Source organism: Streptomyces sp. NPDC001157, assembly GCF_053598255.1.
In genome coordinates this window covers 116,858-139,789 of record NZ_JBSFJW010000014.1, presented here as the reverse complement: position 1 = coordinate 139,789, position 22,932 = coordinate 116,858, and the positions used below count along the sequence as shown (strand labels likewise).

The window sequence follows — 22,932 nt, the reverse complement described above, 5'->3', positions numbered from 1 at the left end:
CGACGGTTTCTGAGAACGCCGTAAGAAGTGATTACGGAACTCTGACGAGCACCCGCGATTCCTGGTCCCGCCGGGGCCGCGGGTGTTCGAATGGATACGTGAACTCCGAACCACCCGAGGAGCCGGGCACACCGCAGCCACCTCCGGAGCGCGGCACTCCGGTCGGCAGACGTGTCCTGCTCGGCACCATCGGCCTGGGCGCCCTCGGCGTGGTGGCCGCGCCCACCCTGCAGCGCGCCCTGGAAGGCTTCCTCGGCGCGGCGGCCGACAAGGACCCCACCGGCCTGACCGGCCTGCTCCCCAACGGCGGCGGCTTCCGCTACTACTCGGTCGCCGCCTCCGTACCGCACAAGGACGCCACGAACTACCGCCTCACCGTCGACGGCCTCGTCGACCGCCCGAAGACCTACACCCTCGACGACCTGCGCGCCCTGCCACAGACCCGGCTGGTCAAGGACGTCCAGTGCGTCACCGGCTGGCGGGTCCCGGGGACGCCCTTCGAGGGGGTGCGGCTGTCCCGGCTGCTGGACGCCGCGGGAGTGCGCTCCACGGCCGGGGCGGTCCGCTTCACCTGCTTCGACGGCACGTACACCGAGAGCCTCACCCTCGACCAGGCCCGCCGCTCGGACGTCCTGGTCGCGCTGCGCATGCAGGACAAGAACATCGGCCACGACCACGGCGGCCCGGTCCGCCTCTATGTGGCGCCCATGTACTTCTACAAGTCCGCCAAGTGGCTCTCCGGCATCACCGTCACCGAGGACGTGCAGCGGGGCTACTGGGAGGACCGCGGCTACGACGTCGACGCCTGGGTCGGCCACTCGAACGGGCGGGACGATGAGCCTACGAGCTGAGGCGCACACGCCGCCGGTCGCCGGGGTCCGCCGGTTCGGCCCCGTCCAGCGCTGGGTGCACCGGACCACGGCCGCGCTGATGGGTGTGTGCGTGGTGACCGCGGCCTTCCTCTACATCCCGCAGTTCGCCGAACTCGTCGGCCGCCGAGAGCTGGTGGTCCGCGTCCACGAGTGCGCCGGGCTCGCCCTGCCGGTGCCCGTCCTGGTCGGTCTCGTCTCCCGCCACTTCCGCGCCGACCTGGGGCATCTGAACCGCTTCGGCCCGCACGACAGGCTCTGGTTGCGGGCGGCACTGCGCCGGGACAAGCGGCGCTCGTCGCGTCCGGCGGCGAAGTTCAACGCCGGACAGAAGATCTACGCCGCCTGGATTGCCGGGGCCACGCTGGTGATGCTCGGCACCGGCCTGATCATGTGGTTCACCCATCTCACCCCGCTGATGTGGCGTACCAGCGCGACGTTCGTCCATGACTGGCTGGCTCTGACGATCGGGATCGTGCTCGCCGGGCACATCGGGATGGCGATCGGGGATCCGGAGGCGCGGGGCGGGCTACGGACCGGAAGGGTGAGCCGGGAGTGGGCCGAGCGGGAGCATCCCTTGTGGCGGCCCTGAGGATGCCTCCGGCGGGGGCGAGGAGACTACGGCGGGTGCCGCCACCGTGAAGGCGTTTTTGAGGCGTGCCTCGGTGTTGCCGTAGCGGATGATCACGTCCACGGTGAGTTCGTCTGCGGCGCCGTTGTGGCTGGTCGCGCAGTTCCCCGCGCCCCTAAAGGCCGCTGTTGCACCGCACGGAGATGGCACCACCGTCGACAGCACCAGTTCTTCGCCCGTCCCTGAGCGCAGTACGGGCGGGCCCGCGGTCTGCTGGCCGCCGATGAACACGCTTCCGAACCGCAGCAGTTCGGCGTGGTCGAAGAAGGTGCCCCGCAGCTCGATGGTGATCGTGTCGCCTGGCTGGGCCTCGCCGTCGCCGCCCGTGTCCACGCCTGCGATCCGGTAGGTGCAGGCGGGTGGGCCGCCCGAGGAGGGCTTCAACCGCACGGTGCCGTGCGGGTGTTGGCGGTGGAAGTCCAGCAGTGCACCGAGCACGGTGTAGGCGGCGCGGCCCTTGCAGGTGTCTGCCTTGCCCGCGAGGGAGGCGTACTCCTTGGTTGCCGTGGCCCAGCTGCCGTGCCCGCCCTGCACGGCCAGACAGGCGGTCGTGAGGGCGTGGAGCAGTCGCCACTCCGGGTCCGTGGATCCCGTGGGGATCACCCTGAGAGTGGTCCGGCACTGGCCGGGGTCGCGGAGTTGGTCGTAGACGCTCGACGGGTCCGGTGTGGTGTCGGCGTTGGGCGAGACGGGTCCCGGAGGGAGCCAAGTGGGGCTCAGCAAAGGCCTGTTGCTCGGCGAGGTGCCACTCGGAGCGGGAGTGGCGGTACGGGTGTGGCCCTGGCCGCTCGGCAGTGCGGTGCCGCTCGCCTCTCCGGCGGGGGACTGCCGAGGTGTGGGGGAGGGCGACGGGACGCCGTTCGACGGCCCCGCGGTCACGATCGAGCCGCCCCCGCCCCGGCTGTCCGGCGTACCACTCCCGTCACCGTTGAAGGCCGTGACGGCCACCGCCACCGCTCCGACCACGAGCAGCCCCGAGACACGCATCCCGAGGGAAACCGCCATGACGCCCCCCGACCCCCCGACCCCCAGCGCCCCTGGAGGCCGTGTCCAGAGGTCTCCCCATCATCGGTCCGCACGCGCTCACGGGGAAGCCATCGAGCGGTATCGCGCTCCTCGAGGGGCGCGGGGAACTGCGCGAACAGCCCCCACCGGCCCGCAGACAAGGCACCGCTGAGCCGGCGAAGCGCTACGCGCGGAAGTCCAGCAGCACCTTGCAGGAACGGCTCCGGTCCGCGGCCAGAGCGAAGGCCGACTCCGCGTCCCGGACCGGGAGCACCGCGCTGACCAGCCCGTCGAAGGCGGGCTCGGTGGCAAGCAGCGCCAGCGCCTGATCGAACTCCGTGTCGAAGCGGAACGCGCCCCGCAGCTCGATCTCCCGGCTCACGACCAGGTTCCCGGCGAACGGACTGGGCCCCGGCGGCAGCATCCCGAGCTGCACGACGACCCCGCCGCGCCGCACCAGGCGCAGACAGGTGTCCAGACCCGCGGCCACCCCGGACGCCTCGACGGCCACGTCCACCTCGGACGGCCACCCGGCATCCTCCGGAGCGTCGGCCCGTACGAGGGTGTCGGCGCCCGCGCGGCGCGCGTACTCCAGGGCCGCCGGGAGGAGGTCGGTGACCGTCACCCGATCGGCGCCCGACGCCTTCGCCGCCGCGACCACGAGGCACCCGATGGGCCCGGCCCCGGTGACCAGGACGTGCCTGCCGCGCACGTCCCGGGCCCTGCGGACCGCGTGCAGGGCGACGGAGAGGGGCTCGGCGAGGGCTGCCCGTCGCAGTTCGAGACCCTCCGGCAACGGCCTCAACTGCTCTGCCGGTACGACGACTTGGGCCGCGAACCCGCCCTGTACGTGTGGGAAGCGGGCCGCGCTGCCGAGGTAGCGGGTGTCGCGGCAGACGTTGCGGCGGCCCTCCACGCATTCCGGGCACTCGTCGCAGGGCGTGGCGGGGTGCACCGCGACCGCCGTACCCACCGCCGGACCCGACGCGTCCGGGGAGCCGTATGCGACGACCGTCCCGACCACCTCATGGCCCAGCAGCATCGGCTCCTTCAGGCGGAAGTCGCCGACCCCGCCGTGCCTCCAGTAGTGCAGGTCGGAGCCGCAGACGCCGCCGTAGCGGACGGCGACCCGCGCCTGTCCTGGGCCGGGCTCGGGGACCGGCAGCTCGTCGACGCGCAGGTCGTCCTGGCCGTGGATCACACAACCGAGCATCGCAGTCATCTCGGATGCCCCTTTCACAGCACGCTCGTCATTCCGCCGTCGACGTACAGCACCTGCCCGCTGACGAAGTCCGCGGCGGGCGAGGCGAGGAACAGCACGCCGCCCACCAGGTCCTCCGTGCGGCCCCAGCGGCCGGCCGGGGTGCGGCGGCGCACCCAGGCGCTGAACTCCTCGTCCTCGACGAGGGGTTGGGTCAGTTCCGTGTCGATGTAGCCGGGGCCGAGCCCGTTGACCTGGACGCCGTAGGGGCCCCAGTCGGCGCACATGCCCTTGGTGAGCATCTTCAGGGCGCCCTTGGTGGCCGCATAGGGCGCGATGCCGGGGCGGACCACCTCGCTCTGCAGCGAGCAGATGTTCACGATCTTGCCGTGGCCGCGTTCCGTCATCCGGCGGGCCGCCTCGCGGCCGACCAGGAACGCGCTGGTGAGGTTGGTGTTCAGGATGCGGTGCCAGTCCGAGTCCGTGAACTCCAGGAGCGGGGCGCGCAGTTGCATGCCCGCGTTGTTGACCAGGATGTCCAGCGGACCTACCCGCTCCTCGACATCCGCCATCCCGGCGGCCACCGACGGGCCGTCGGTGACGTCGAACACGGCCGTGTGGACGGTGCCGGGCAGCTGTGCGGCCGCCTTGGTGAGGCGGTCCGCGTCGCGGCCGTTGAGGACCACCGTGCAGCCGGCCTCCGCGAGGCCGCGGGCCAGGGCGAGCCCGATACCGCGGCTGGAGCCGGTGACCAGGGCCGTGCGGCCGCTGATGTCGAAGAGCGGGTGACTCATTGCCGTACCCCTAGATGACCAGTGAGAGAAGGAGGACCAGACCGCCCGCGACCACCGAGATGATCGTCTCCATGACGGACCAGGTCTTGACGGTCTGGCCGACGTTCAGGCCGAAGTACTCCTTGACCAGCCAGAATCCGGCGTCGTTGACATGGCTGAAGAAGAGCGAGCCGGCACCGATGGCCAGGACCAGCAGGGCCGTGTGCGCGGTCGACATGTCGGCCGCGAGCGGGGCCACCAGGCCGGCCGCCGAGACCGTCGCCACCGTCGCCGAACCGGTCGCCAGGCGGATGCCCACCGCGATCAGCCAGGCCAGCAGAAGCGCCGGGATCGACCAGTCCTTGGAGATGTCCAGGATCATCTGGCCCACACCGGTGTCGATCAGCGTCTGCTTGAAGCCGCCGCCCGCGCCGACGATCAGCAGGATGCCGGCGATGGGGGCGAGGCCCTTCTCGACGAGCGGAGTCAGCCGTTCCTTGCCGAACCCGGCGGGCCGCAGCAGCGTGAAGATGCCGACGAGCACGGCGGCGAGCAGGGCTATCAGCGGGGAGCCGATGACGTCGAAGACGCGCTGGGTGAGGGCGGTCGGGTCGTCGATCACGATGTCGACCAGTGCCTTGGAGAGCATCAGGACGACCGGGAGGAGGATCGTGGCGAGGGTGGCGCCGAAGCCGGGGCGCCGCTCCAGTTCCTCCGAGGCGCGCTGCGGAAGCATCCGGTCGGGGGCCGGAACGTCCACCCAGCGGGCGGCGAACTTCGAGAACAGCGGTCCTGCGATGATCACCGTCGGGATGGCTATGAGGACGCCGAGCGCCAGCGTGACGCCGAGGTTGGCCTTGACCGCGTCGATGGCGACCAGCGGGCCGGGGTGCGGCGGGACCAGACCGTGCATCACCGAGAGGCCCGCGAGGGCCGGGATGCCGATGCGCATCAGGGAGTAGTTGCCGCGCTTGGCGACCATCAGCACGACCGGGATCAGCAGCACGACGCCGACCTCGAAGAACAGCGGCAGCCCGATCACCGAGGCGATCAGCACCATCGCCCACGGCATCGCCCGGCCTCCCGCCCTCGCGAGGATCGTGTCGACGATCTGATCCGCACCGCCGGAGTCGGCGAGCATCTTGCCGAGGATCGCACCGAGCGCGATCAGCACACCCACACCGGCGACCGTGGTGCCGAGCCCGGTGGTGAAGCTGGCGATCACCTTGTCGAGCGGCGCCCCGGCGATCGCGCCGAGCGCCAGCGAGCCGATGGTCAGGGACAGGAAGGCATGCAGCTTGAACCTGGTGATGAGCAGGACGATGACGGCGATGCCCGCCAGTACGGCGAGGCCCAGCTGAGCATGGCCGGCCGAGGTGATCGGCGCGGGTGCGTCCGCTGCCAGCATCTCAACGCTGAGTCTGGTCACGGGAGTTCCCTTGCAGGTACGGGGACGGGGGAGAGTGCGGGGGGTGGGGGTTACGCGGCCGGGTGGGGCAGGGCGTCCAGTGCCTTCACGGCCCGGGCGGTGATCTCCTCGGGGCTCCCGCTGACGTCCACCGCGACACCCGCCTCGTCCGGCTGGAGCGGCTGGAGCGTGGCGAACTGGGAGTCGAGCAGCGCCGTGGGCATGAAGTGACCCTGCCGGTGCGACATCCGGTCCTCGATGAGGGCCCGGTCGCCCGTCAGGTGCACGAAGACGACACCGGGGGCGGCGGCCCTGAGCCGGTCGCGGTACGACCGCTTCAGCGCCGAGCTGCTGACCACCCCGCCGAGCCCGGCCCGCCCGTGAGCCCAGGCACCGATGGCGTCGAGCCAGGGCCACCGGTCCGCGTCGTCGAGCGGGACGCCGGCCGACATCTTGTCGATGTTGGCCTGCGGGTGGAAGTCGTCGCCCTCGGCGTACGGAACGCCGAGCCGGGCCGCGAGGAGGGGACCGATGGTGGTCTTGCCGGTGCCCGCCACGCCCATGACCACGACGACATGGGGGGTGCGCAGCTGCTGCATGGTGCTCTCACAGTCTTCTTCGACATCTGGACGCCGGCCGTTCAACCGACGCCGACGACACTGAAACCGATTAGATACGACGAATTCAAGACCCTGTGACAGATAAGTCTGACTTTTTGTCCCCGTGACCCGCCCCGTACGCTGAGTGCATGACCACTCCGGGCCGGGGTCTGCACGGCCAAGTACTGGACTCCCTCGGCCCCGCGATCACTGCGGGCGAGTACCCGCCGGGCAGCGTTCTGCGCACCGACGAGCTCGCCCAGCGCTTCGACGTGTCACGCTCGGTGATGCGCGAGGCGGTGCGGGTGCTCGAATCCATGCACCTGGTCGAGTCGCGCCGACGGGTCGGCGTCACCGTGCGCCCGAAGTCCGAGTGGAACGTCTACGACCCACAGGTCATCCGCTGGCGTCTGGCCGGCGCCGACCGCCCCCACCAGCTGCGCTCGCTGACCGTCCTGCGCTCGGCCGTCGAGCCGGTCGCCGCGGGCCTCGCCGCCAGGAACGCGTCCGCCGAGCAGTGCGCCGAACTCACCGAGTGCGCGATCGGCATGGTCGCCAACTCCCGTGGCCACAAGCTGGAGGAGTACCTCGTCCATGACATGGCCTTCCACCGGGTGATCCTCGTGGCGTCCGGCAACGAGATGTTCGCCCGGCTCGGTGACGTCGTCGCCGAGGTCCTGGCGGGCCGCACCCATCACGAGGTCATGTTCGAGGACCCCGACCCGGCCGCCGTGACCCTGCATGTCCAGGTCGCCGAGGCGGTCCGCGAGGGCGACGCGGCCCGCGCGGAGAAGCTGACCCGGGAGATCACGGTGGGCGCGCTTCAGGAGCTGGACATCCTGGCGCCGTAGCCCTGCATGTCCCAAGCCCTGTATGTCCTACGCCTCGGGGAACTCCCCGTCGACGTACACCCAGGCCCCCTCGACCCGCTCGAAGCGGCTGCGCTCCAGCAGCGAACCGCCCTGGTAGGAGGCGCGGAAGGTCACCGTGCCCGTGCTGTGGAAGGCCGAGCCGTCGGTGGTGTCGAGGATCTCCAGGCCGCTCCAGCGCATCCCGGGGTCGAGATCGAGTGTCGCCGGACGAGTGCGCGGGTGCCAAGTCCGCAGCAGGTACTGCTCGTTGAGCTTCACGAAGGCGCTGTAGCGCGAACGCATGAGCGTCTCGGCCGTCGGTGCGGCGGCCTCACCCCGGTGGAATCGGCCACAGCACTTTTCGTACGTCTCCGCAAGACCGCAAGGGCACGAGGGGTTGTGAACTGGGGCGGCGCCGTGCTGCCGCCGGGATTGCGAGGTACGTCGGGACATGAGCCCCATTCTGCTGCACCACGGGCTGTGTGAAATCTGTGAAGCGCCTGTTCCGACACGCGCACATCCGGTGTGAGTCGTGCACGTCTGCCTTCATCGAACCTCCTTTCGGACTGGCGTGAACGCGCCTTGTTGACACAGCCGCCAACTCATCAAGGTGGGCACAGCACTTGAGCATCAGGAGTCACAAGCGTGCGTGCTTGACCCGGGCGGCCGTCCGTCCGGGGCATTGACGGGGGAAGCTGATACGGGGTGCGCGGACCGGCGCGGCAAGGACGCGTCGGGAGACGTTGCGCGCCGCCGTGCCGAAAACCTCTCCTTTCTGCCGCCTCTTGGTGCCTTTCACCGGTGCCTGAGAAGGGATAGGAGGGGGAATGCCGACGAATGCCGCGGCCGCCAGGCCGACGTATCCGGGCGTCTACGTCGAAGAGCTTCCCAGCAGCACCCGCGCCATCTCCGCCGTGACCACTTCGGTGACCGCATTCGTGGGGCACACCCGGCGCGGCCCGCTGAACGAGCCGGTGCGCGTCACCGGATTCGCCGACTTCGAGCGGCGCTTCGGCGGGCTGAGCGCACAGAGCCCGCTCGCCTACGCCGTCCACCAGTTCTTCGGCAACGGCGGCTCCGTCGCCGTGATCGTCCGGGTCGCCAAGGCGGGCAGCGGCAAGGCCGCCTGCGTCGTCCTGGAGTCCACCGAGGGCCACAGCGCCGGACCTGCCCTGGAGGTGCACGCCAAGGAACCCGGCGTGTGGGGCAACGGCCTGCGCGTCGCCGTCGACTACGACACCCCGGACTGCGAAGCCACCTTCAACCTGCGCGTCTACGACGCCAAGGGCGACGCCCGCGAGAGCTTCACCGGCCTGTCCATGGACGCCGGCAGCGGGACCTACGCGCCCACCGTCGTCAACGCCGGATCGCGGCTGATCCGTGTCGAGGCCGTCGGCGAGGGCCGCCCCGACCCGTCCGGCACCGTCTCCAAGCCGTTCGGCCGCGAGCTGCCCGACCTGGCCGTCGACCTGACGGTGAAGATCGGCGACGTGGAGCGCGAGTTCAAGCTCTACGACCCCGACTGCGACGGCGAAGCCCCGTCCTCCGTGGCCGAGTTGGCGCTGCTCCTGGAGCGCAAGCTGCGGGCGCTGCCCGACGCGCCCGGCAAGCACGCCTTCGCGGGCGTCGAGGTCACGGCGTTCGGCCGCCGTATCCAGGTGGTCGCCGGTTCCACCGACCCCGAGGACGTCGTCCGCTTCCTCGGCGAGTGCGCCAACGACCTGGGCCTGGAGGCCTCGGTCAACCCGCCGGTGTTCCCGCTGGAGGGCGGCGAGGACGGCAAGGCCCCCGGCCCGCGCGACCTCATCGGCTCCGAGGCCGACAAGACCGGCATCCAGGCGCTGCGCGGGGTGGCCGACGTCAACCTGCTCGCGCTGCCCGAGCTGGCCTCGTACGAGAAGATCGACGACGCCCTCACCGTCGTGTCCGCCGCTCAGCGGCTGTGCGAGGAGCGGCGGATCTTCCTGCTGGTCGACGCGCCCAGCACCTGGGTGAGCGTGGACAGCGCACGTGCCGGGCTGTCCGCCTTCGACCCGGTGCGCGGCAACCACGCCGGCCTGTACTTCCCGCACATCCAGCTCACCGACCCGCTCACCGGGCGGCTGCGCGCCTTCCCGCCGTCCGGCGCGGTTGCCGGCGTCATCGCGCGCACCGACTCCGAGCGCGGAGTCTGGAAGGCACCCGCCGGTACGGAGGCCCAACTCGTCGGAGTGCACTCGCTGACCGTCGATCTGACGGACCGTGAGACCGGGCTGCTCAACCCGCTCGGCGTCAACTGCCTGCGCACCTTCCCGGTCACCGGGCCGCTGGTGTGGGGCGCGCGCACGCTGGAGGGCTCCGACGCCCTCGACAGCGCCTGGAAGTACGTACCCGTGCGACGGCTCGCGCTGCATGTGGAGGAGAGCCTCCAGCGCGGCCTGCAGTGGGTGGTGTTCGAGCCCAACGACGAGAGCCTGTGGCAGCAGATCCGGCTGTCCGCCTCCTCGTATCTGCACACGCTCTTCCGCCAGGGCGCCTTCAAGGGCAGCACCCCGCGCGAGGCGTACTTCGTCAAGTGCGACAGCGAGACCACGACGGACGAGGACGTCGCGAACGGCGTCGTCAACGTGCTCGTCGGGATCGCGCCGGTGCGGCCGGCCGAATTCGTGGTCGTCAGGATCCAGCAGACGTCCGGGCAGTTCGCTCTCTAGCGGCCCGTCAATCTCGGAGAGCTGAAGGAAATCGATGGCTGAGTTCACGGTCAACGCGCATCGCTTCGACCCCTACAAGAACTTCAAGTTCCTGGTCCTGTGGGACGGTCGGACGGTCGCCGGCATCAGCAAGATCAGTCCGCTGAAGCGGACCACGGAGGTCGTCAAGCACCGCCACGGCGGCGACCCGTCCTCCCCGCGCAAGTCGCCGGGCCGCTCCGAGTTCGAGGGCATCACCCTGGAGCGCGGGGTCACCCACGACCCCGAGTTCGACCGCTGGGCCAACAAGGTCTGGCAGGTCGGCGCGGGCCTCGGTTCGGAGGTGTCCCTCGCGGACTTCCGCAAGGACATCGTCATCCAGGTCCTCAACGAGGCCGGCCAGGTCGCCGTCTCGCACAAGCTCTACCGGACCTGGCCGAGCGAGTACCAGGTCCTCGGCGAGCTGGACGCCAACGCCAACGCGGTGGCCATCCAGTCGCTGAAGCTGGAGTGCGAGGGCTGGGAGCGGGACTACGAGGTGCCCGAGCCGGAGGAGCCTTCGTTCCTCAACCCGGCATGACTCGGGGGTAGTTGAGGGAAACGGGGAGGGACATGGCGATCACCGGGGCGGCCGCACTGCTGGCCGCCTGGGAGGCCGGGCTCGGTCAGGCACCGGCCGGACGGGCACTGCTGCTGCACCGCACGGCACGGCCCGACGTCGACACCGGCAGGCTGCCGCAGCTTCCGGTGGGCGAGCGCGAGGCGGACCTGTTCGCGCTGCGCCGGGCGCTGTTCGGCGAGCGGATGCAGGTGCGCCTTGAGTGCGCCGCGTGCGGGGCGGACATGGAGTTCGACCTGGACGCGGGGGAGCTCGCGGGCTCACTCGGCTCTTCGGGAGACTCCGTCGTACGGGTGCAACAGGACGGCTGGGACGTCGAGTTCAGGCTGCCCGGCGTCGCCGACCTGCACGCCGCTTCCCGGGCGGCCGACCCGCGTACGGCACTGCTCGCCCGGTGCCTGGTCTCGGCGACCCACGACGGGACGGCAGCGGCGGCGGGCGAGCTGCCCCTGCCGGTGCAGCGCCGGATCGCCGAGGCCGTCGAGGCCGCGGACCCGGGCGCCGACCTGGCACTCAACGTCGCCTGCCCCGAGTGCGGCGAGGCCACCCGCGCCGAACTCGACATCGCCTCCTACCTGTGGACCGAACTGGACGCCTGGGCGCGGGACGTGCTCCTCGACGTCCACCTGCTCGCCACCGCCTACGGCTGGAGCGAGCCGGAGATCCTGGCGCTCAGCCCGACGCGGCGCCGCTACTACCTGGAGCTGTGTGCCGATGTCTGACACCCGGGGTGAGCCGGACTTCCCCGACTTCTTCGATCGGCTGATCGCGCGGCACACGGCCCCACGACCGGCCGCGGTGCGGGTACGGCCCCGGCTGCCCGGCCCGTTCGAGCGGGTCGAGGCGGTACGGGCCGCCGCACCCGCATCGGACGAGGACACGCTGCTGTGGCCCGCCACCACGCCGGCCGCCGTCGCGCCGCCGGATGCTCCGCGTCCGTCGGGCGTTCGGACCCACACGCACACGGAACGGGAGCGGACCGTCGTACACACCGAACGGGAGCCCGGCGAACCGGCCTCGCGTCCGTCCGAGCCGGTCCGCGCCGAGGCACCCCTGCTGCGTCCGGTCGCACCCGTTGCGCCGGGCCTGCGGCCGCTGCCCGACGCCGGGCGGCGCGCGGCCGGGCGGGGCCGTGCGGAGCCAGGAGCATCACAGACCGCGGTGTCCGTGCCCATCCCCCCGGGTACGGAGGCCGCCCCCCAAGCCGTGTCGGCGGCGCTGCGACCCAGCGCCGCCGACACGGCGGCAGCCCGCGACGCCGTACGGCAGGCCGCGGCCCGGCGGCCTGCCAAGCCCACCGAGCAGGTGGTGCAGGTGCAGATCGGGCGGCTGGAGGTGACCGCCTCCGCTGCCGCGGAAGGCGCCGGGCAGCGGCGGAAGACGGCGGAGCGGCCCGGGACGGCCCTGAGCCTCGCGGACTACCTGGCCCGGGGGCGCGAGTGAGCCGCCACGCACACAGCAGCAGGACGAGAGGAACCGAGGAACTGACGTCATGAGCAACGCACTTGCCATCGCCCATGTCACCCAGGCTCTCGCCCTGCTGATCGAGAACAACGTGGGGCCGGAGTTCGGCGAGGCCGTCAAGGTCGAGCCGCGCAAGCCGCCCGCCGATCCGCAGCTGGAACAGCCCACCATCTCCGTGTTCCTGTACCAGGTCACGCCCAACACCTCGCTGCGCAACAACGACCTGCCCACCCGCGCGGCCGACGGCACGCTGGTCAAGCGGCCCGCGGCGGCGCTCGACCTGCACTACCTGATCAGTGCGTACGGCGACGAGCGGGAACTGGTCGGGCAGCGCCTCATCGGTTCCGTGGTGCGCACCCTGCACGAGATCCCCGTCCTGCCGAAGGACGTCATCGAACAGGCCGGTGAGCGCCCCTACCTGGCGGGCAGCGACCTCGCCGAGGCCGCGCAGCGGGTGCGGTTCACGCCGACGGTGATGGATGTCGACGAGACGTCGAAGCTGTGGGGGATGCTCTACCAGACCCCGTACACGCTGTCGGTGGTCTATCAGGCGACGCTCGTCCTCATCGACGGCCGTGAGAGCCCGGTACCGGGCCGGCCGGTCGAGCGGCCCGCGGTACGGGTGCTGCCGTTCGGGGCGCCGGGCGCACCGGTCCCTCCGGGGCCGAAACCTGCGGGTGACGGTCCATCAAGTGGATCGGCCCCTGCCGAAGTTGTGCACGAGAAGGCGGACACCCCCGTCGAGACACCTGCCAAGAAGACCACGAAGGCCCCTGCGAAGACCGTCGCCAAGACCACCACCAAGGCGCCCGCGCGCACCCGCAAGGCGGCACCCCGCGCCGCCAGGCCCGCCCCGCGCCAGGGCGACGACAGCACGGAGAACTGAGCGGCATGGGGACGACGGGGGCAGGTGAAAGCATGGGGGCGTACGAGCACGGTGGGCAGGGCGCTGGGACGACGCTGACCGCGGAGATCCGGCGCGTCCTGGCCCGCGTCGACGCGCATGCGGCACGGTCCGCCGAGCAGCCCGGCACGCCCGGCGCCCAGGTGGTTCCCGCCGAGGGCCCCGACACCGCCCCCCTCGACGCCCTCGTCGCCTGCCTCAGCCTCACCCCCTTCGAGCGCGACCTCGTCCTCCTCGCCGCCGCCCACGAACTGGAGCCCACGGCCGCCACCCGGTGCGCCGCGGCCTGCGGCGACCCGGAACGCGCGTACCCGACCTTCTCCCTCGCCCTCGCCGCTCTCGCGGACCCGCACTGGAGCGCGCTGACGCCCGTGGCGCCGCTGAGGCGGTGGCGGATCGTCGAGCTGGACGACGAGTCACGGCTGACCACCTCCCGGCTGCGGCTGGACGAGCGGATCCTGCACTTCCTGCTGGGCTCGCCCTATCTGGACGCCCGGCTGCACGGGCAGCTGCGCCGCACCCCGGTGCCGAAGGCGCTGACACCGTCGTACGACCTGGCGGCCACCCGTCTCGCCGAAGGCTGGACGAACGCCAGCGAGGCGCCGCTGGTCGAGGTCACCGGCGGCGATCTGCGCAGCCGGGCCGACATCTCCGCGGCCGCGGCGGCCCGGGCGGGCCTCGGCCTGTATTCCATGAGCGCCGAGGACATCCCGTCCGACCCGGCCGAACGCGACCGGCTGGCCCGGCTGTGGCAGCGCGAGGCGATCCTGCTGCCCGCCGCGCTGCTCGTCGAGGCGGGCGAACTGGACCGCGACCAGCGGGCGGCGACCGAGTCCTTCCTGGCCGGGGCGGCCGTACCGGTGGTGGTGTCGAGCGAGGACCCGCTGCGGTCGGAGCGCTCGTACGGGGCCCGGGTGACGGTGCCGCAACTGGACGACGAGGAGCAACTCGCCCTGTGGGCGGGCGCCTTCGAAGCGGTCGAACTGGACGAAAGCGAACTCCGTTCTCTCGTCGCCCAGTTCCAGCTGCCACCGCATGTCGTGCGGTCCGCGGCCGCCGCCGTGCACCGTCGGCTGCCGCACGAGGACGAGTACGACGCCGCCGAACTCGCCTGGCGGGCCGGGCTCGACGAGGCGCGGATCGGCATGGACGAGCTGGGCCGCCGGATCGCACCGCAGGCCGGCTGGGACGACCTGGTGCTGCACGAGCGGCAGACGAGTGTGCTGCGGGAGATCGTCGCGCATGTCCGGCAGCGGGCGACCGTCCACCAGGAATGGGGATTCGCCGCCACCCTGCGCCGGGGCCTGGGCGTCACCGCCATGTTCGCGGGCGGCTCCGGCACCGGCAAGACGCTGGCCGCCGAGGTCATGGCGAAGGAACTCGGCCTCGACCTCTTCGTCATCGACCTCTCGCAGGTCGTCAGCAAGTACATCGGCGAGACCGAGAAGAACCTCCGCCGGGTCTTCGACGCCGCCGAACGCGGCGGTGCCCTGCTCCTGTTCGACGAGGCCGACGCGCTGTTCGGCAAGCGCAGCGAGGTCAAGGACAGCCACGACCGGTACGCCAACCTGGAGGTCAGCTATCTGCTGATGCGGATGGAGGCCTACCGGGGTCTGGCCATCCTCACCACCAACATGAAGAACGCCCTCGACACGGCGTTCCTGCGGCGCATCCGCTTCGTCGTCGACTTCCCCTTCCCCGCCGAGCACGAGCGCGCCGAGATCTGGCGGCGCGTGCTGCCGCCGCAGGCCCCGGTGAAGGACATCGACCCGGCGCTGCTCGCCCAGCTCACCGTCGCCGGCGGCTCGATCCGCAACATCGCCCTGTCCGGGGCCTTCCTCGCCGCCGAGGAGGGCGACCGGCTGCAGATGCGGCACATGTTGGCCGCGGCCCGCACCGAGTACCTGAAGCTGGAGCGCTCGCTGACGCCTACGGAGGTCCGCGGATGGGTGTGAGTCACTCGCGGGACCTCTCCCGCGACCCTTCGCGGGACCGGGAGCCCTCGGCTGTCCGGATCGAGGTCGGCGAACTGGTGCTCGACGGCTTCCGGGCCGACCCCGAGCGCGTGTCGAAAGCGTTCGAGGACGAGTTGACGCGCCTCGTACGGCTGCACGGAGTGCCCCTGGCCGCCGAAGGTCCGCTGGCCGTCGACGCACTGTCCGGACTGCCGCCCCTGCCCGCCGGGCTCTCCGCTCGGCGCCTCGGCCAGGAGCTGGCGCGTGCCGTGCACGAGGGGCTCAGCGGACACGGGGAGGTGGGTCGGTGATTACCCGGACGCGGGATGTGTGTGTGGGGTGGCCGGCCGGGTCGGAGGGCGTCGTCAGCGGTGCCGGGCGGTGCGCCGACGTGTCCGCCCGCCGCCTGAACCAGGAACCGGCGCAGGGCGCCCACCAGGCGCTCGGCAGCCGCGGGGAGGTGGGCCGGTGAGTTCCCGGACCCAGGACGCCGCTTCGGAGCAGGCCGCCGAGCAGCGGCGCCGCAAGCGCAAGGAGCGGGCCGCCAAGTCCCGGGCGCCCGAGCCGAAGAACATCGTCAGCGGCGCCGGACAGCCCCTCGACCCCGGTCTGCGACGGGAGCTGGAGGAGCAGCTCGGCCACGACCTGAGCCGGGTACGGCTGCACACCGGCCGGGACGCCGGGCAGCTGACCGAACTGCTGGGCGCGGACGCCGTGGCCGTCGGCCAGGACATCCTGTTCCGCGAGGGTGCCTTCCGGCCCGGTACCGAAGACGGCCGGCGGCTGCTCACCCACGAACTCCAGCACACGGTGCAGAACCCGCACGGCCTCGGCGCGCTGCGCGCCGGCCGCGAACTCGGCGCCGTCAGCCTGCCGCAGCAGGCGATCGAGCGGGAGGCGGAGCAGACCGCCCAGCAACTCGTGGGGCCCGATGCGGAGTCGGCCCCGCAGGTCGAGGAGGGCCAGGCCACCCCCGGCTGGCTGCGGTACGCCACCGTCGACGCCGACCGGATGCGCGCCGAGGCCATCGACCCGGCAACCCTCGTGGACCGCCTCGCGGGCAATGTACTGCGCTCCCTACGCGGCGACCCCACCGACGCCTCCGGCCGCGTACGGCTCCAACTGGCCCGTATGTCCCAGGAGTTGGAGGACGCGGTCGTCGAGCGCCTGGAGAACCGGCTGCTGACACCCGAGTACGACCGTCTCCTGGAGATCGCCGACCAGGCCCGCCCCGGACCGGTCGAACTGCAGCCCACCCAGGCGCCGTTGCCCGAGGTCGACCTCTTCGAGGAACTCGGCGTCGAGCGCGTCCAGTGGCAGAAGAAGCAGGAGTCCGACCGTGGTTCGGGCGACAGGCGTGCCGCCGACGCCCAGGAAGAGCAGAAGGACGCCAAGGCTCGCGACGAGAAGAGCGGCAGCGACCGCAGCCGGGCCCGCGCGGACGCTGCCACCGAGGAGCAGGACGCCGCGCAGCGCACCGAGCAGGAGGACGAGCGCAACGCCTCCCGGCAGCAGGCCAAGGAGGAGGAACAGCAGAAGGACGAGCAGGGCGCCGCCGACCGCAAGCGCACCGATCAGGCCGCCGACCAGCGCACCCAGGGACAGCAGCAGGGCGCCGAACAGGCCAAGGAGGAGCGCAAGGAACAGCGCGAACGCGAGGAGGCCGACCCGCAGCAGGCGAGCGCGCCGGGCGCCGACAAGCGCAAGCAGCGGGACGACCAGACGCAGCCGGGCGCCGGTTCCAGGAACGAGCAGCCGGACCCGAAGCAGAAGGCGCAGCCCGGTCCCGTACGCCCCGAGAAGGTGGACGAACGGGCCGAACAGCCCGACTCCGCGCTGTCCGAGCATGGGCTCAACGACAAGGACGAGGACGGCGGCGCCGAGCCCGAACTCCGGGAGGAGGAGCGGCCGCTCGGCCTCGAAGCGGGTGCCGACCAGGAGATCGCGGGCGGCGAGGACGAGAGCGGCCGGGCGCCCGGCGCGGAGGAGGAGCCCGCGCTCAAGCCGGAGGACTACCTGCCCGACGCCGACCTCGACCTGTCCGCCGTACCGACCGCGGACAAACTCGGACCGGGCGCCGCCGAGCCGTCGGTGCCCTCCTTCCCGACTCCTCCGCCGACGAAGGCCGAGAAGACCGAGCAGGACCGGGAGAAGCGGGACCAGGAGCAGGACGAGGACGACGCCGGGCCCGAGCAGAAGGCTCCCGGCCAGGACGAGGGGCCCGTCGCGGGCGAGGCGCCGCAGCCCGAGAACGGGCCCGCCGCGCAGGCCCAGGACCGCGGCACCAAGGACCTCCAGGAGACCGAGAAGCCGCTCGACCAGGAGGTCGGCCAGGACCCGGCGACCCAGGACAAGGAGAAGCCCGAGCCCGAGGCCGAGAAGCCCGACCCGGAGCAGCAGCAGGAGAAGGAGCAGAACAAGGAGCCGGAGTCCGCCGAGGGCGACCGGGCGGACGACGACGAGAAGCCGGACGCCGAGGACGCGGAGGCGGAGAAGAGCGAGCAGCGGGACCGTACGGCTGCGGAGTCCCGTACGGGCGCCGGATCCCCGTCGGCCGCGGCGCCCCCTGTCGCGAGCCCGGTGGCGGCGGCCGTGTCGAAGCCCGCGGGCGCGCAGACGCCCGTGACCCCGGTCGAGGACCGCGATCCCTCGCCCGCCGCCCGGCGCGGTGCCGAACCGCCGCGGTCCGAGCGGGAGGCGCCGGCGGCGAAGAGCCGGGTGCCCAAGGAGACCGGGCCCGGCGCCGCGCCGCGTGGACCCGTGGGCGCCGCCGAGAGGACCGGGCCGACGACCGCTGCCGGACCCGGTGCCGCGCCGTCCGTCGCACAGGCGGCGGTCAGCCCGGCCGCCGAACAGACCGACGGGCCCGGTCAGACCGAGGCGACGGATGCGCCGCGGCCCGAGGCGTCGTTGGAGAAGGACGGCGGCGGCTGTGCGCCGCCTGCACCCGCACCGGAGAAGGACGAGGGCGGGCAGGGCGGTTGCGGGGGCGGCGGCGAGGCCGCGCCCGAAGAGAAGCAGCAGGACCCGCCGGACGTCTCGGGGCAGGACCCCAAGGCCGCCGTACAGACCGTCAGCAAGCTGGCGCCGGACCAGGCGGCCGCCGCAATGCCCGGGGTCGACAAGGCCGCGGACAAGAAGATCGGCGAGGAGCAGAAGCGGCTCGACGCGGCCCCGCCTGCGCGGGAACGTCCTTCGGGGGCACCGCAGACACGTTCGGCGCCGCCCGAGGCCGCGCCCGAGGCCGCTCAGGTCACCGGCAAGGTGGAGCGGATCGGGCCGGAGGACCAGGGCGACAAGCAGAAGGCCAAGGGCGGCGACAAGGCCGAGGGCAAGCAGCCCACCGACGACGTGGCGCCGCCGCCGGCCCCCGCCGTGCCCGACAAGGGGCTCAGCGAGGCGGAGGCGAAGAACGTCGAGGCGGCGGCCGACGCGGTCCCGACGACAGACCCGGAACTCGAGAACAAGACGGTGGGCCCGGCGCCCAAGATCCGACTCGAAGGCGCCAGCGACCCCACCCGCACCGACGACCAGGCCAAGGCGCTCAAGGACAAGCAGTCCGACCTGCAGTCGACGGGCCGCGAGGACGCCGCCAAGCCGCTCGGCGAGGACCAGATCTTCCCGAACGCGCCCGCGGAACAGCTCCGCGGCAAGGCGTCCGGCGGCGCGGGCGGTGGCAAGGCGGGCGGGTTGGAGGCAACACCCGCGCCGAAGGCCGGCGTCGGGGCCGTCGCCAAGCAGGAGAAGGGCACCGAGATCACCGCCGGCGCGGGCAAGGCGCAGGGCGACCTCGATGCCAAGGACAAGGAGCACCAGCAGAGCGAGCAGCAGGCCAAGCAGGACAAGCAGGCCGAGATCAACAGCGAGGTCGAACGGAACACCTCGCAGCAGACCGCCGAACGCGGTCGTGTCGCGCGCGAGACGCAGAAGCAGCGCGAGGACTGGCGGGGCGAGCAGGACAAGAAGATCGAGGACGCGGACAAGCGGTCCGACGACGAACACGGCAAGAAGAACAAGGAGATCGTCAAGGCGCGCGACGACAAGGACAAGGAGGTCGGCGAGCGCAAGGACAAGGACAACGCCTCGATCGACACCGAGCGCGAGAACGCCGAGAAGGAGGCCCGGAAGAAGAAGGAGGAGAAGAAGCCCTCCGGAGGCCTGCTCGGCTGGATCGCGGACAAGGTCGCCGACTTCTTCAAGGGCCTGCTCGCAGCGGTCACCGCGGTCTTCGACGCCGCCCGCAAGGCCGTCAACGGGATCATCGACAAGTTCAAGGAGTGGGCCAACCAGGCGATCGACTTCGTACGGGACCTGGCGGTCAAGGCGATCAACGCGCTGGCGGACGTCCTGATAGCGATAGGCGACACGCTGCTGGCGGCCTTCCCCGAGTTGCGGGACAAGTTCCGCAAGGCGATCGAGGGCTTGCGGGACGCGGCGATCGCTACGGTCAACAAGCTGGCGGACGGCCTGAAAAAGGCGGTCAACACGCTGCTGGACGCGCTGGCGGCAGGCCTCAACAAACTGCTGGACGTCCTGGAGGCGGGCGTCAAGGCGGTCATCAAGGCGTACCAGGCGATCATCGTGGGCGCGATCAAGTTCGCCCAGGCGGCGATCGAGGCGCTGGGGAAGTTCGCGGCGCTGGTGGCGGACATCGCGCCGGACCCGGGCGGCTGGATCTCCAAGGCGGGCAGCGCGGCGAAGACCGGCATCACGGACCACCTCTGGGGCGCCATCAAGGTGGCGGTCAAGGGATGGTTCGACACCAAGGTCGAGGGCATCCTCGGCCTCGGCAAGGCGGTCATCGACGTCCTGGTCAAGGGCTGCGTGTCGATCAAACAGATCGGCAAGATGGCCTGGGACGCGATCATCGCGTCGCTGCCGATGATGATCGCGACGCTGGTCATCGAGAAGGTCGTCTCGATGATCGTCCCGGCGGCGGGCGCGATCCTCACGATCATCCAGGGCCTGATGGCGGCGTGGTCGACGGTCAGCTCGATCCTGTCGGCGTTCTCGAAGTTCTGGGCCTACCTGAAGGCGGTCAAGGCGGGCCCGGCGGCGTGCCTGTTCGCGGAAGCGGTCGCAGCAGGCGTGGTGGCGTTGCTGGACTTCATCACCAACTTCCTCCTCCAGAAACTGGCTTCAGCCACAAAGGGCGTAGGCAAACGCCTCAAGGGCATGGCCCAGAAGATCATGGACGGCCTGAAGAAGGTCGGGGGCGGGGCGAAGAAGGCAGCGGGGTCGGCGGTGAACTCGGCGCGGGCTGCGGTGCGGAAGGCCCGCCAGGCGCTGTCCCGGGACGGCGCGGAGCCGAGGCCGAAGGGCAGGCCGTCACCGGAAGAGAAGTCCCCGGTGAAGCCGAAGAACCACGCGACACCCAAGGGACCGGCGAAGAAGCCGGATGCTGCGGAGACGGAGCCGAAGGAGACGAAGCCGAAGGAGACGAAGCCCGACAAGGAGCGTGACCCGTCGCAGGACAGGGCCCCCGGCAGGGAGCGAGAGCCTGCCAAGGAACGGGAGCCCGCCAAGGACAAGGCTCCGGAGAGCGCCCCGAAGAAGAAGCAGAAGGAGATCGAGGGCCCGAAGCCGACCAAGCCGAAGAAGCCCAAGTCCCCTGTGGGCAAGGCCCTCTCGAAGGCCAAGGGAGCGGTCAAGTCCGCCCTCAAGAAGGTCGGCAACGCGGCGAAGACCCTTGGCCGGAAGCTGAAGAAGTCGAAGCTCGGCAAGGCGCTCAAGAACGGCGCGTCGAAGCTGCGCAACTACTTCAAGAAGAAGAAGGACCAGTTCCGCGACCACAAGCGGCGGCAGCAGGAGCAGAAGAGGAACAAACAGGACCAGCGGAAGAAGGACGAGAAGTCCAAGGAGTCGAAGGAGGCGCGGCTCCAGAAGATCGTGCCGCGTGTCCACAGGATTCTCAGTCCCGTGCTGCACAAGGGAGTTCATCCGCTCGCGCTGCAGGGCACCCTTTCGGCCCTGCGCACCTGGTACCGGCTTACGTCGCTCGAACGCCGGGGTCTGCAGCGCGGCAACATCTGGGCGACGCTCAACCCGGAGAAGCCCACCAACGAGTTCATCGAAGTGGATCCGGAAGAGCAACAGAAGAAGCAGGAGCAACAACAGCAGCAACGGGAGCAGCAGGAAAGGCAGGAAAGGCAGCCGACAGAAGGGGCGGCAGACAACAGCCCAGCCGCGCTCGCCCTCCGCAGCGCGCCCGGAGAGGTGACTCTGGCCGGACGCAGGGTCGTTGAGGCGAGGGACGACAGGCTTGTTCCCGCCTCAGGGAGAACCCTGCTCGTCGGCGAGGGGAACCTGTCCTTCACCGAGGCGAATCTCAACCTCAACCGCAACATACCCTCCAACATCACTTCGACCATTTATGAGAAGGAGGAGGACGTCAAGGAGGAGTCGACTCTGCGACGGGCGGAAGAGCTCAGGAACAGAGGGGTCAATGTCGAGTACAACGTCGACGCGACACGGCTCCATGCGCGCACACCGCGAGTCCTTTACGACAGCATCATCTGGATGTTCCCGCATCCTGGAGGCGATCGACAGGGTGTGGCCACCAGGGGACAGGCCCTGCTGTCCGCCTTCCTGCTCAGCGCCAGAGAAGTACTCGCTCCCGGTGGAACGGTCTCCGTGACCCTGAAGAGCAATTGGTACGTCTCGAGGTGGCGCCCGCGTGAAATCGGAGCAGCGGCTGGAATGAGGTTGGCGGCCGAGCGTCCGTTCAGACAGAACGACTATCCCGGGTATTATCACGAAACAACGGCGGCCGGGGCCAGGCCCGCTGACATATCCACCGGTATAACGTTCGTCTTCAGGAAAGCCGAGGGCCGCAGTGCGCGTTGATGACCTTGTGAAGTTGCTCGAGGAACAGGTCGGTGCCGTCACGGGACGCGGTCCGGAGCATCCGACCGATCCGAATCGAGAGCTGCAATCCGAGCTGGATCGATTCATCGGCGAACATCCCTCGATCGCTGAGGACGAAGGCTATGTCGGCTTCCTGATGAAGTATGCGGGAGCCTATGCCGAGAATTCGGACGCGACCCGTATCGTCGACATTTTCGGTTTCGGTGGAACGTCCACCGATATTGTCGATCCCGATTTTCCGCTGGTGGACGAGAACGGGTTCCTTGTCTTCGCCCAGTGCATCTACAGCGAAGTCGCGGACGGTGAACTGGTCGACTCGTATGAGCACGACTTCGCTTTCAGTGTGGCAGGCGACAGGCCGCCGGGCGTTTACCGGGCCGACTCGACCCTGAGGGAGTCCGAGCAGCCCTTCATTCGGTACGCCGACGACTTCTGTGAGTGGCTGCAGAGGCTCATCGAGGTACGCGGACGATTCGAGAGGCCGAAGCTCGCATGATGGAAAATCTCTACTCAATCCTCGAGCACCCGGCGAAATGTAAGGGAAACTCGACGACCTCGCTTGACGACTCTTCCGGAAACTCTGTCGGTCTTGCGGGGTGCGATGCCGTGCCGCCAGTCGTAGCGTGCCTCGCCGGACATCAGCAGTATGTCGCCCGGTTCGAGAAGGATGTCTCTCGCTCGATTCGACTCAATGTGCCGCATGGTCATGATGCATGGCGAGCCGAGGCTGAGGGAGAAGATGGTGTCATCGAAGCAGGGGCGGCAGTCGATATGCGGGGAAATTCCCTGGCCTGGAGTGTATTCATTGATGATCAATTGATTGTAAGAAGTGTCCGTCAGTCCTTCGTGGCGGAATTCGTCGATCAAATCCAAGGCCCACACGGGAAGTGGTCCGATTCGGGAGGCAGGGTCAAGTCCTTTGCGGCGGTAGTCGTATCGGTATCCATACTGCTGCACTCGGCGCTTCAGATCGTTCAGCCATGGCGAGCGGTCGATCGTTTCCAACAACGCGGTCTGTCTCGCGGGAGTGACTCGCTGTCGAAAGTGCTGAAGTCCTGGGACGGTCACTTCCTCCGAGGGGAATTCGAAAAGCATGACGTCAGCATATCCCTCGGGT

The 22,932-nt window shown here is 70.5% G+C and carries 20 protein-coding genes; 13 read left to right on the top strand and 7 right to left on the bottom strand.

From position 1 onward, the window contains the following. The first annotated feature begins 98 nt into the window (after positions 1-98). Positions 99-851, top strand: a complete 753-nt coding sequence (locus tag ACWDAG_RS24610; protein ID WP_450697713.1) for a molybdopterin-dependent oxidoreductase — start codon at positions 99-101, stop codon at positions 849-851. Beyond that, the gene (locus ACWDAG_RS24605) at positions 835-1,461 is read left to right on the top strand and encodes a cytochrome b/b6 domain-containing protein (RefSeq protein ID WP_450697712.1); all 627 of its coding nucleotides are present in this window, start codon (positions 835-837) and stop codon (positions 1,459-1,461) included. Before ACWDAG_RS24610 ends, ACWDAG_RS24605 begins: the two co-directional genes overlap by 17 nt. Here ACWDAG_RS24605 and ACWDAG_RS24600 read toward each other — a convergent pair. The 5 genes from ACWDAG_RS24600 to ACWDAG_RS24580 form a co-directional block, all read right to left on the bottom strand. Then, positions 1,399-2,505, bottom strand: coding sequence for a hypothetical protein (locus tag ACWDAG_RS24600; protein WP_450697711.1), 1,107 nt, complete (start codon positions 2,503-2,505; stop codon positions 1,399-1,401). The two genes, ACWDAG_RS24605 and ACWDAG_RS24600, sit on opposite strands and share 63 nt — an antisense overlap. A gap of 184 nt (positions 2,506-2,689) precedes the next feature. Next, complete coding sequence (locus ACWDAG_RS24595) at positions 2,690-3,718, bottom strand: L-idonate 5-dehydrogenase (protein ID WP_450697786.1); 1,029 nt, start codon at positions 3,716-3,718, stop codon at positions 2,690-2,692. Between the two features lie 23 nt (positions 3,719-3,741). Beyond that, positions 3,742-4,500 (bottom strand): SDR family oxidoreductase, encoded by a 759-nt coding sequence (locus ACWDAG_RS24590; RefSeq protein ID WP_450697710.1) that lies wholly within the window; start codon positions 4,498-4,500, stop codon positions 3,742-3,744. Positions 4,501-4,510: 10 nt separating this feature from the next. Beyond that, complete coding sequence (locus ACWDAG_RS24585) at positions 4,511-5,908, bottom strand: GntP family permease (RefSeq protein ID WP_450697709.1); 1,398 nt, start codon at positions 5,906-5,908, stop codon at positions 4,511-4,513. A 50-nt stretch (positions 5,909-5,958) separates the two neighbouring features. After that, complete coding sequence (locus ACWDAG_RS24580) at positions 5,959-6,486, bottom strand: gluconokinase (protein ID WP_450697708.1); 528 nt, start codon at positions 6,484-6,486, stop codon at positions 5,959-5,961. A gap of 149 nt (positions 6,487-6,635) precedes the next feature. On the opposite strand from ACWDAG_RS24580, the gene ACWDAG_RS24575 reads away from it, so the two are divergent. Continuing rightward, a complete protein-coding gene (locus tag ACWDAG_RS24575) occupies positions 6,636-7,337 on the top strand; it encodes a FadR/GntR family transcriptional regulator (protein ID WP_450697707.1) in 702 nt (233 codons plus the stop codon). 27 nt (positions 7,338-7,364) lie between these two features. Here ACWDAG_RS24575 and ACWDAG_RS24570 read toward each other — a convergent pair whose 3' ends face one another. Continuing rightward, positions 7,365-7,790 (bottom strand): YchJ family protein, encoded by a 426-nt coding sequence (locus tag ACWDAG_RS24570; RefSeq protein WP_450697706.1) that lies wholly within the window; start codon positions 7,788-7,790, stop codon positions 7,365-7,367. Positions 7,791-8,164: 374 nt separating this feature from the next. Here ACWDAG_RS24570 and ACWDAG_RS24565 point away from each other — a divergent pair, with 374 nt between their 5' ends. From ACWDAG_RS24565 to ACWDAG_RS24520, 10 genes are read left to right on the top strand one after another with little or no spacing between them, the layout of a single operon-like run. Continuing rightward, on the top strand, positions 8,165-10,027 hold the full coding sequence (locus ACWDAG_RS24565) for a phage tail sheath subtilisin-like domain-containing protein (protein WP_450697705.1): 1,863 nt from the start codon (positions 8,165-8,167) through the stop codon (positions 10,025-10,027). 34 nt (positions 10,028-10,061) lie between these two features. Continuing rightward, positions 10,062-10,586, top strand: coding sequence for a phage tail protein (locus ACWDAG_RS24560; RefSeq protein WP_004003113.1), 525 nt, complete (start codon positions 10,062-10,064; stop codon positions 10,584-10,586). 32 nt (positions 10,587-10,618) lie between these two features. After that, on the top strand, positions 10,619-11,347 hold the full coding sequence (locus ACWDAG_RS24555; protein WP_450697704.1) for a T4 family baseplate hub assembly chaperone: 729 nt from the start codon (positions 10,619-10,621) through the stop codon (positions 11,345-11,347). After that, positions 11,340-12,068: a hypothetical protein gene (locus ACWDAG_RS24550; protein ID WP_450697703.1), complete on the top strand. Its 729-nt coding sequence runs from the start codon at positions 11,340-11,342 to the stop codon at positions 12,066-12,068. The genes ACWDAG_RS24555 and ACWDAG_RS24550 overlap by 8 nt, the downstream gene beginning before the upstream one ends. A 49-nt stretch (positions 12,069-12,117) precedes the next feature. Then, positions 12,118-12,975 (top strand): DUF4255 domain-containing protein, encoded by an 858-nt coding sequence (locus ACWDAG_RS24545; RefSeq protein ID WP_450697702.1) that lies wholly within the window; start codon positions 12,118-12,120, stop codon positions 12,973-12,975. Between the two features lie 32 nt (positions 12,976-13,007). Beyond that, positions 13,008-14,948 (top strand): ATP-binding protein, encoded by a 1,941-nt coding sequence (locus ACWDAG_RS24540; protein ID WP_450697701.1) that lies wholly within the window; start codon positions 13,008-13,010, stop codon positions 14,946-14,948. Then, the gene (locus ACWDAG_RS24535) at positions 14,939-15,259 is read left to right on the top strand and encodes a hypothetical protein (RefSeq protein ID WP_450697700.1); all 321 of its coding nucleotides are present in this window, start codon (positions 14,939-14,941) and stop codon (positions 15,257-15,259) included. The genes ACWDAG_RS24540 and ACWDAG_RS24535 overlap by 10 nt, the downstream gene beginning before the upstream one ends. Beyond that, positions 15,256-15,420 (top strand): hypothetical protein, encoded by a 165-nt coding sequence (locus ACWDAG_RS24530; RefSeq protein ID WP_450697699.1) that lies wholly within the window; start codon positions 15,256-15,258, stop codon positions 15,418-15,420. The genes ACWDAG_RS24535 and ACWDAG_RS24530 overlap by 4 nt, the downstream gene beginning before the upstream one ends. Then, complete coding sequence (locus ACWDAG_RS24525; RefSeq protein ID WP_450697698.1) at positions 15,417-21,794, top strand: Rossmann-like fold-containing protein; 6,378 nt, start codon at positions 15,417-15,419, stop codon at positions 21,792-21,794. The genes ACWDAG_RS24530 and ACWDAG_RS24525 overlap by 4 nt, the downstream gene beginning before the upstream one ends. Positions 21,795-21,801: 7 nt before the next feature. Then, positions 21,802-22,311 (top strand): hypothetical protein, encoded by a 510-nt coding sequence (locus tag ACWDAG_RS24520; RefSeq protein ID WP_450697697.1) that lies wholly within the window; start codon positions 21,802-21,804, stop codon positions 22,309-22,311. A gap of 14 nt (positions 22,312-22,325) precedes the next feature. Here ACWDAG_RS24520 and ACWDAG_RS24515 read toward each other — a convergent pair whose 3' ends face one another. After that, positions 22,326-22,910 (bottom strand): alpha-ketoglutarate-dependent dioxygenase AlkB, encoded by a 585-nt coding sequence (locus tag ACWDAG_RS24515; RefSeq protein ID WP_450697696.1) that lies wholly within the window; start codon positions 22,908-22,910, stop codon positions 22,326-22,328. Positions 22,911-22,932 lie beyond the last annotated feature (22 nt).

Excerpts from the sequence above, each read along its gene's own strand:
- ACWDAG_RS24605 (WP_450697712.1), top strand. The coding sequence starts at position 835 with ATGAGCCTACGAGCTGAGGCGCACACGCCGCCGGTCGCCGGGGTCCGC.
- ACWDAG_RS24600 (WP_450697711.1), bottom strand. The coding sequence starts at position 2,505 with ATGGCGGTTTCCCTCGGGATGCGTGTCTCGGGGCTGCTCGTGGTCGGA.
- ACWDAG_RS24595 (WP_450697786.1), bottom strand. The coding sequence starts at position 3,718 with ATGCTCGGTTGTGTGATCCACGGCCAGGACGACCTGCGCGTCGACGAG.
- ACWDAG_RS24590 (WP_450697710.1), bottom strand. The coding sequence starts at position 4,500 with ATGAGTCACCCGCTCTTCGACATCAGCGGCCGCACGGCCCTGGTCACC.
- ACWDAG_RS24580 (WP_450697708.1), bottom strand. The coding sequence starts at position 6,486 with ATGCAGCAGCTGCGCACCCCCCATGTCGTCGTGGTCATGGGCGTGGCG.
- ACWDAG_RS24575 (WP_450697707.1), top strand. The coding sequence starts at position 6,636 with ATGACCACTCCGGGCCGGGGTCTGCACGGCCAAGTACTGGACTCCCTC.
- ACWDAG_RS24570 (WP_450697706.1), bottom strand. The coding sequence starts at position 7,790 with ATGTCCCGACGTACCTCGCAATCCCGGCGGCAGCACGGCGCCGCCCCA.
- ACWDAG_RS24565 (WP_450697705.1), top strand. The coding sequence starts at position 8,165 with ATGCCGACGAATGCCGCGGCCGCCAGGCCGACGTATCCGGGCGTCTAC.
- ACWDAG_RS24560 (WP_004003113.1), top strand. The coding sequence starts at position 10,062 with ATGGCTGAGTTCACGGTCAACGCGCATCGCTTCGACCCCTACAAGAAC.
- ACWDAG_RS24555 (WP_450697704.1), top strand. The coding sequence starts at position 10,619 with ATGGCGATCACCGGGGCGGCCGCACTGCTGGCCGCCTGGGAGGCCGGG.
- ACWDAG_RS24550 (WP_450697703.1), top strand. The coding sequence starts at position 11,340 with ATGTCTGACACCCGGGGTGAGCCGGACTTCCCCGACTTCTTCGATCGG.
- ACWDAG_RS24545 (WP_450697702.1), top strand. The coding sequence starts at position 12,118 with ATGAGCAACGCACTTGCCATCGCCCATGTCACCCAGGCTCTCGCCCTG.
- ACWDAG_RS24540 (WP_450697701.1), top strand. The coding sequence starts at position 13,008 with ATGGGGGCGTACGAGCACGGTGGGCAGGGCGCTGGGACGACGCTGACC.
- ACWDAG_RS24535 (WP_450697700.1), top strand. The coding sequence starts at position 14,939 with ATGGGTGTGAGTCACTCGCGGGACCTCTCCCGCGACCCTTCGCGGGAC.
- ACWDAG_RS24515 (WP_450697696.1), bottom strand. The coding sequence starts at position 22,910 with ATGCTTTTCGAATTCCCCTCGGAGGAAGTGACCGTCCCAGGACTTCAG.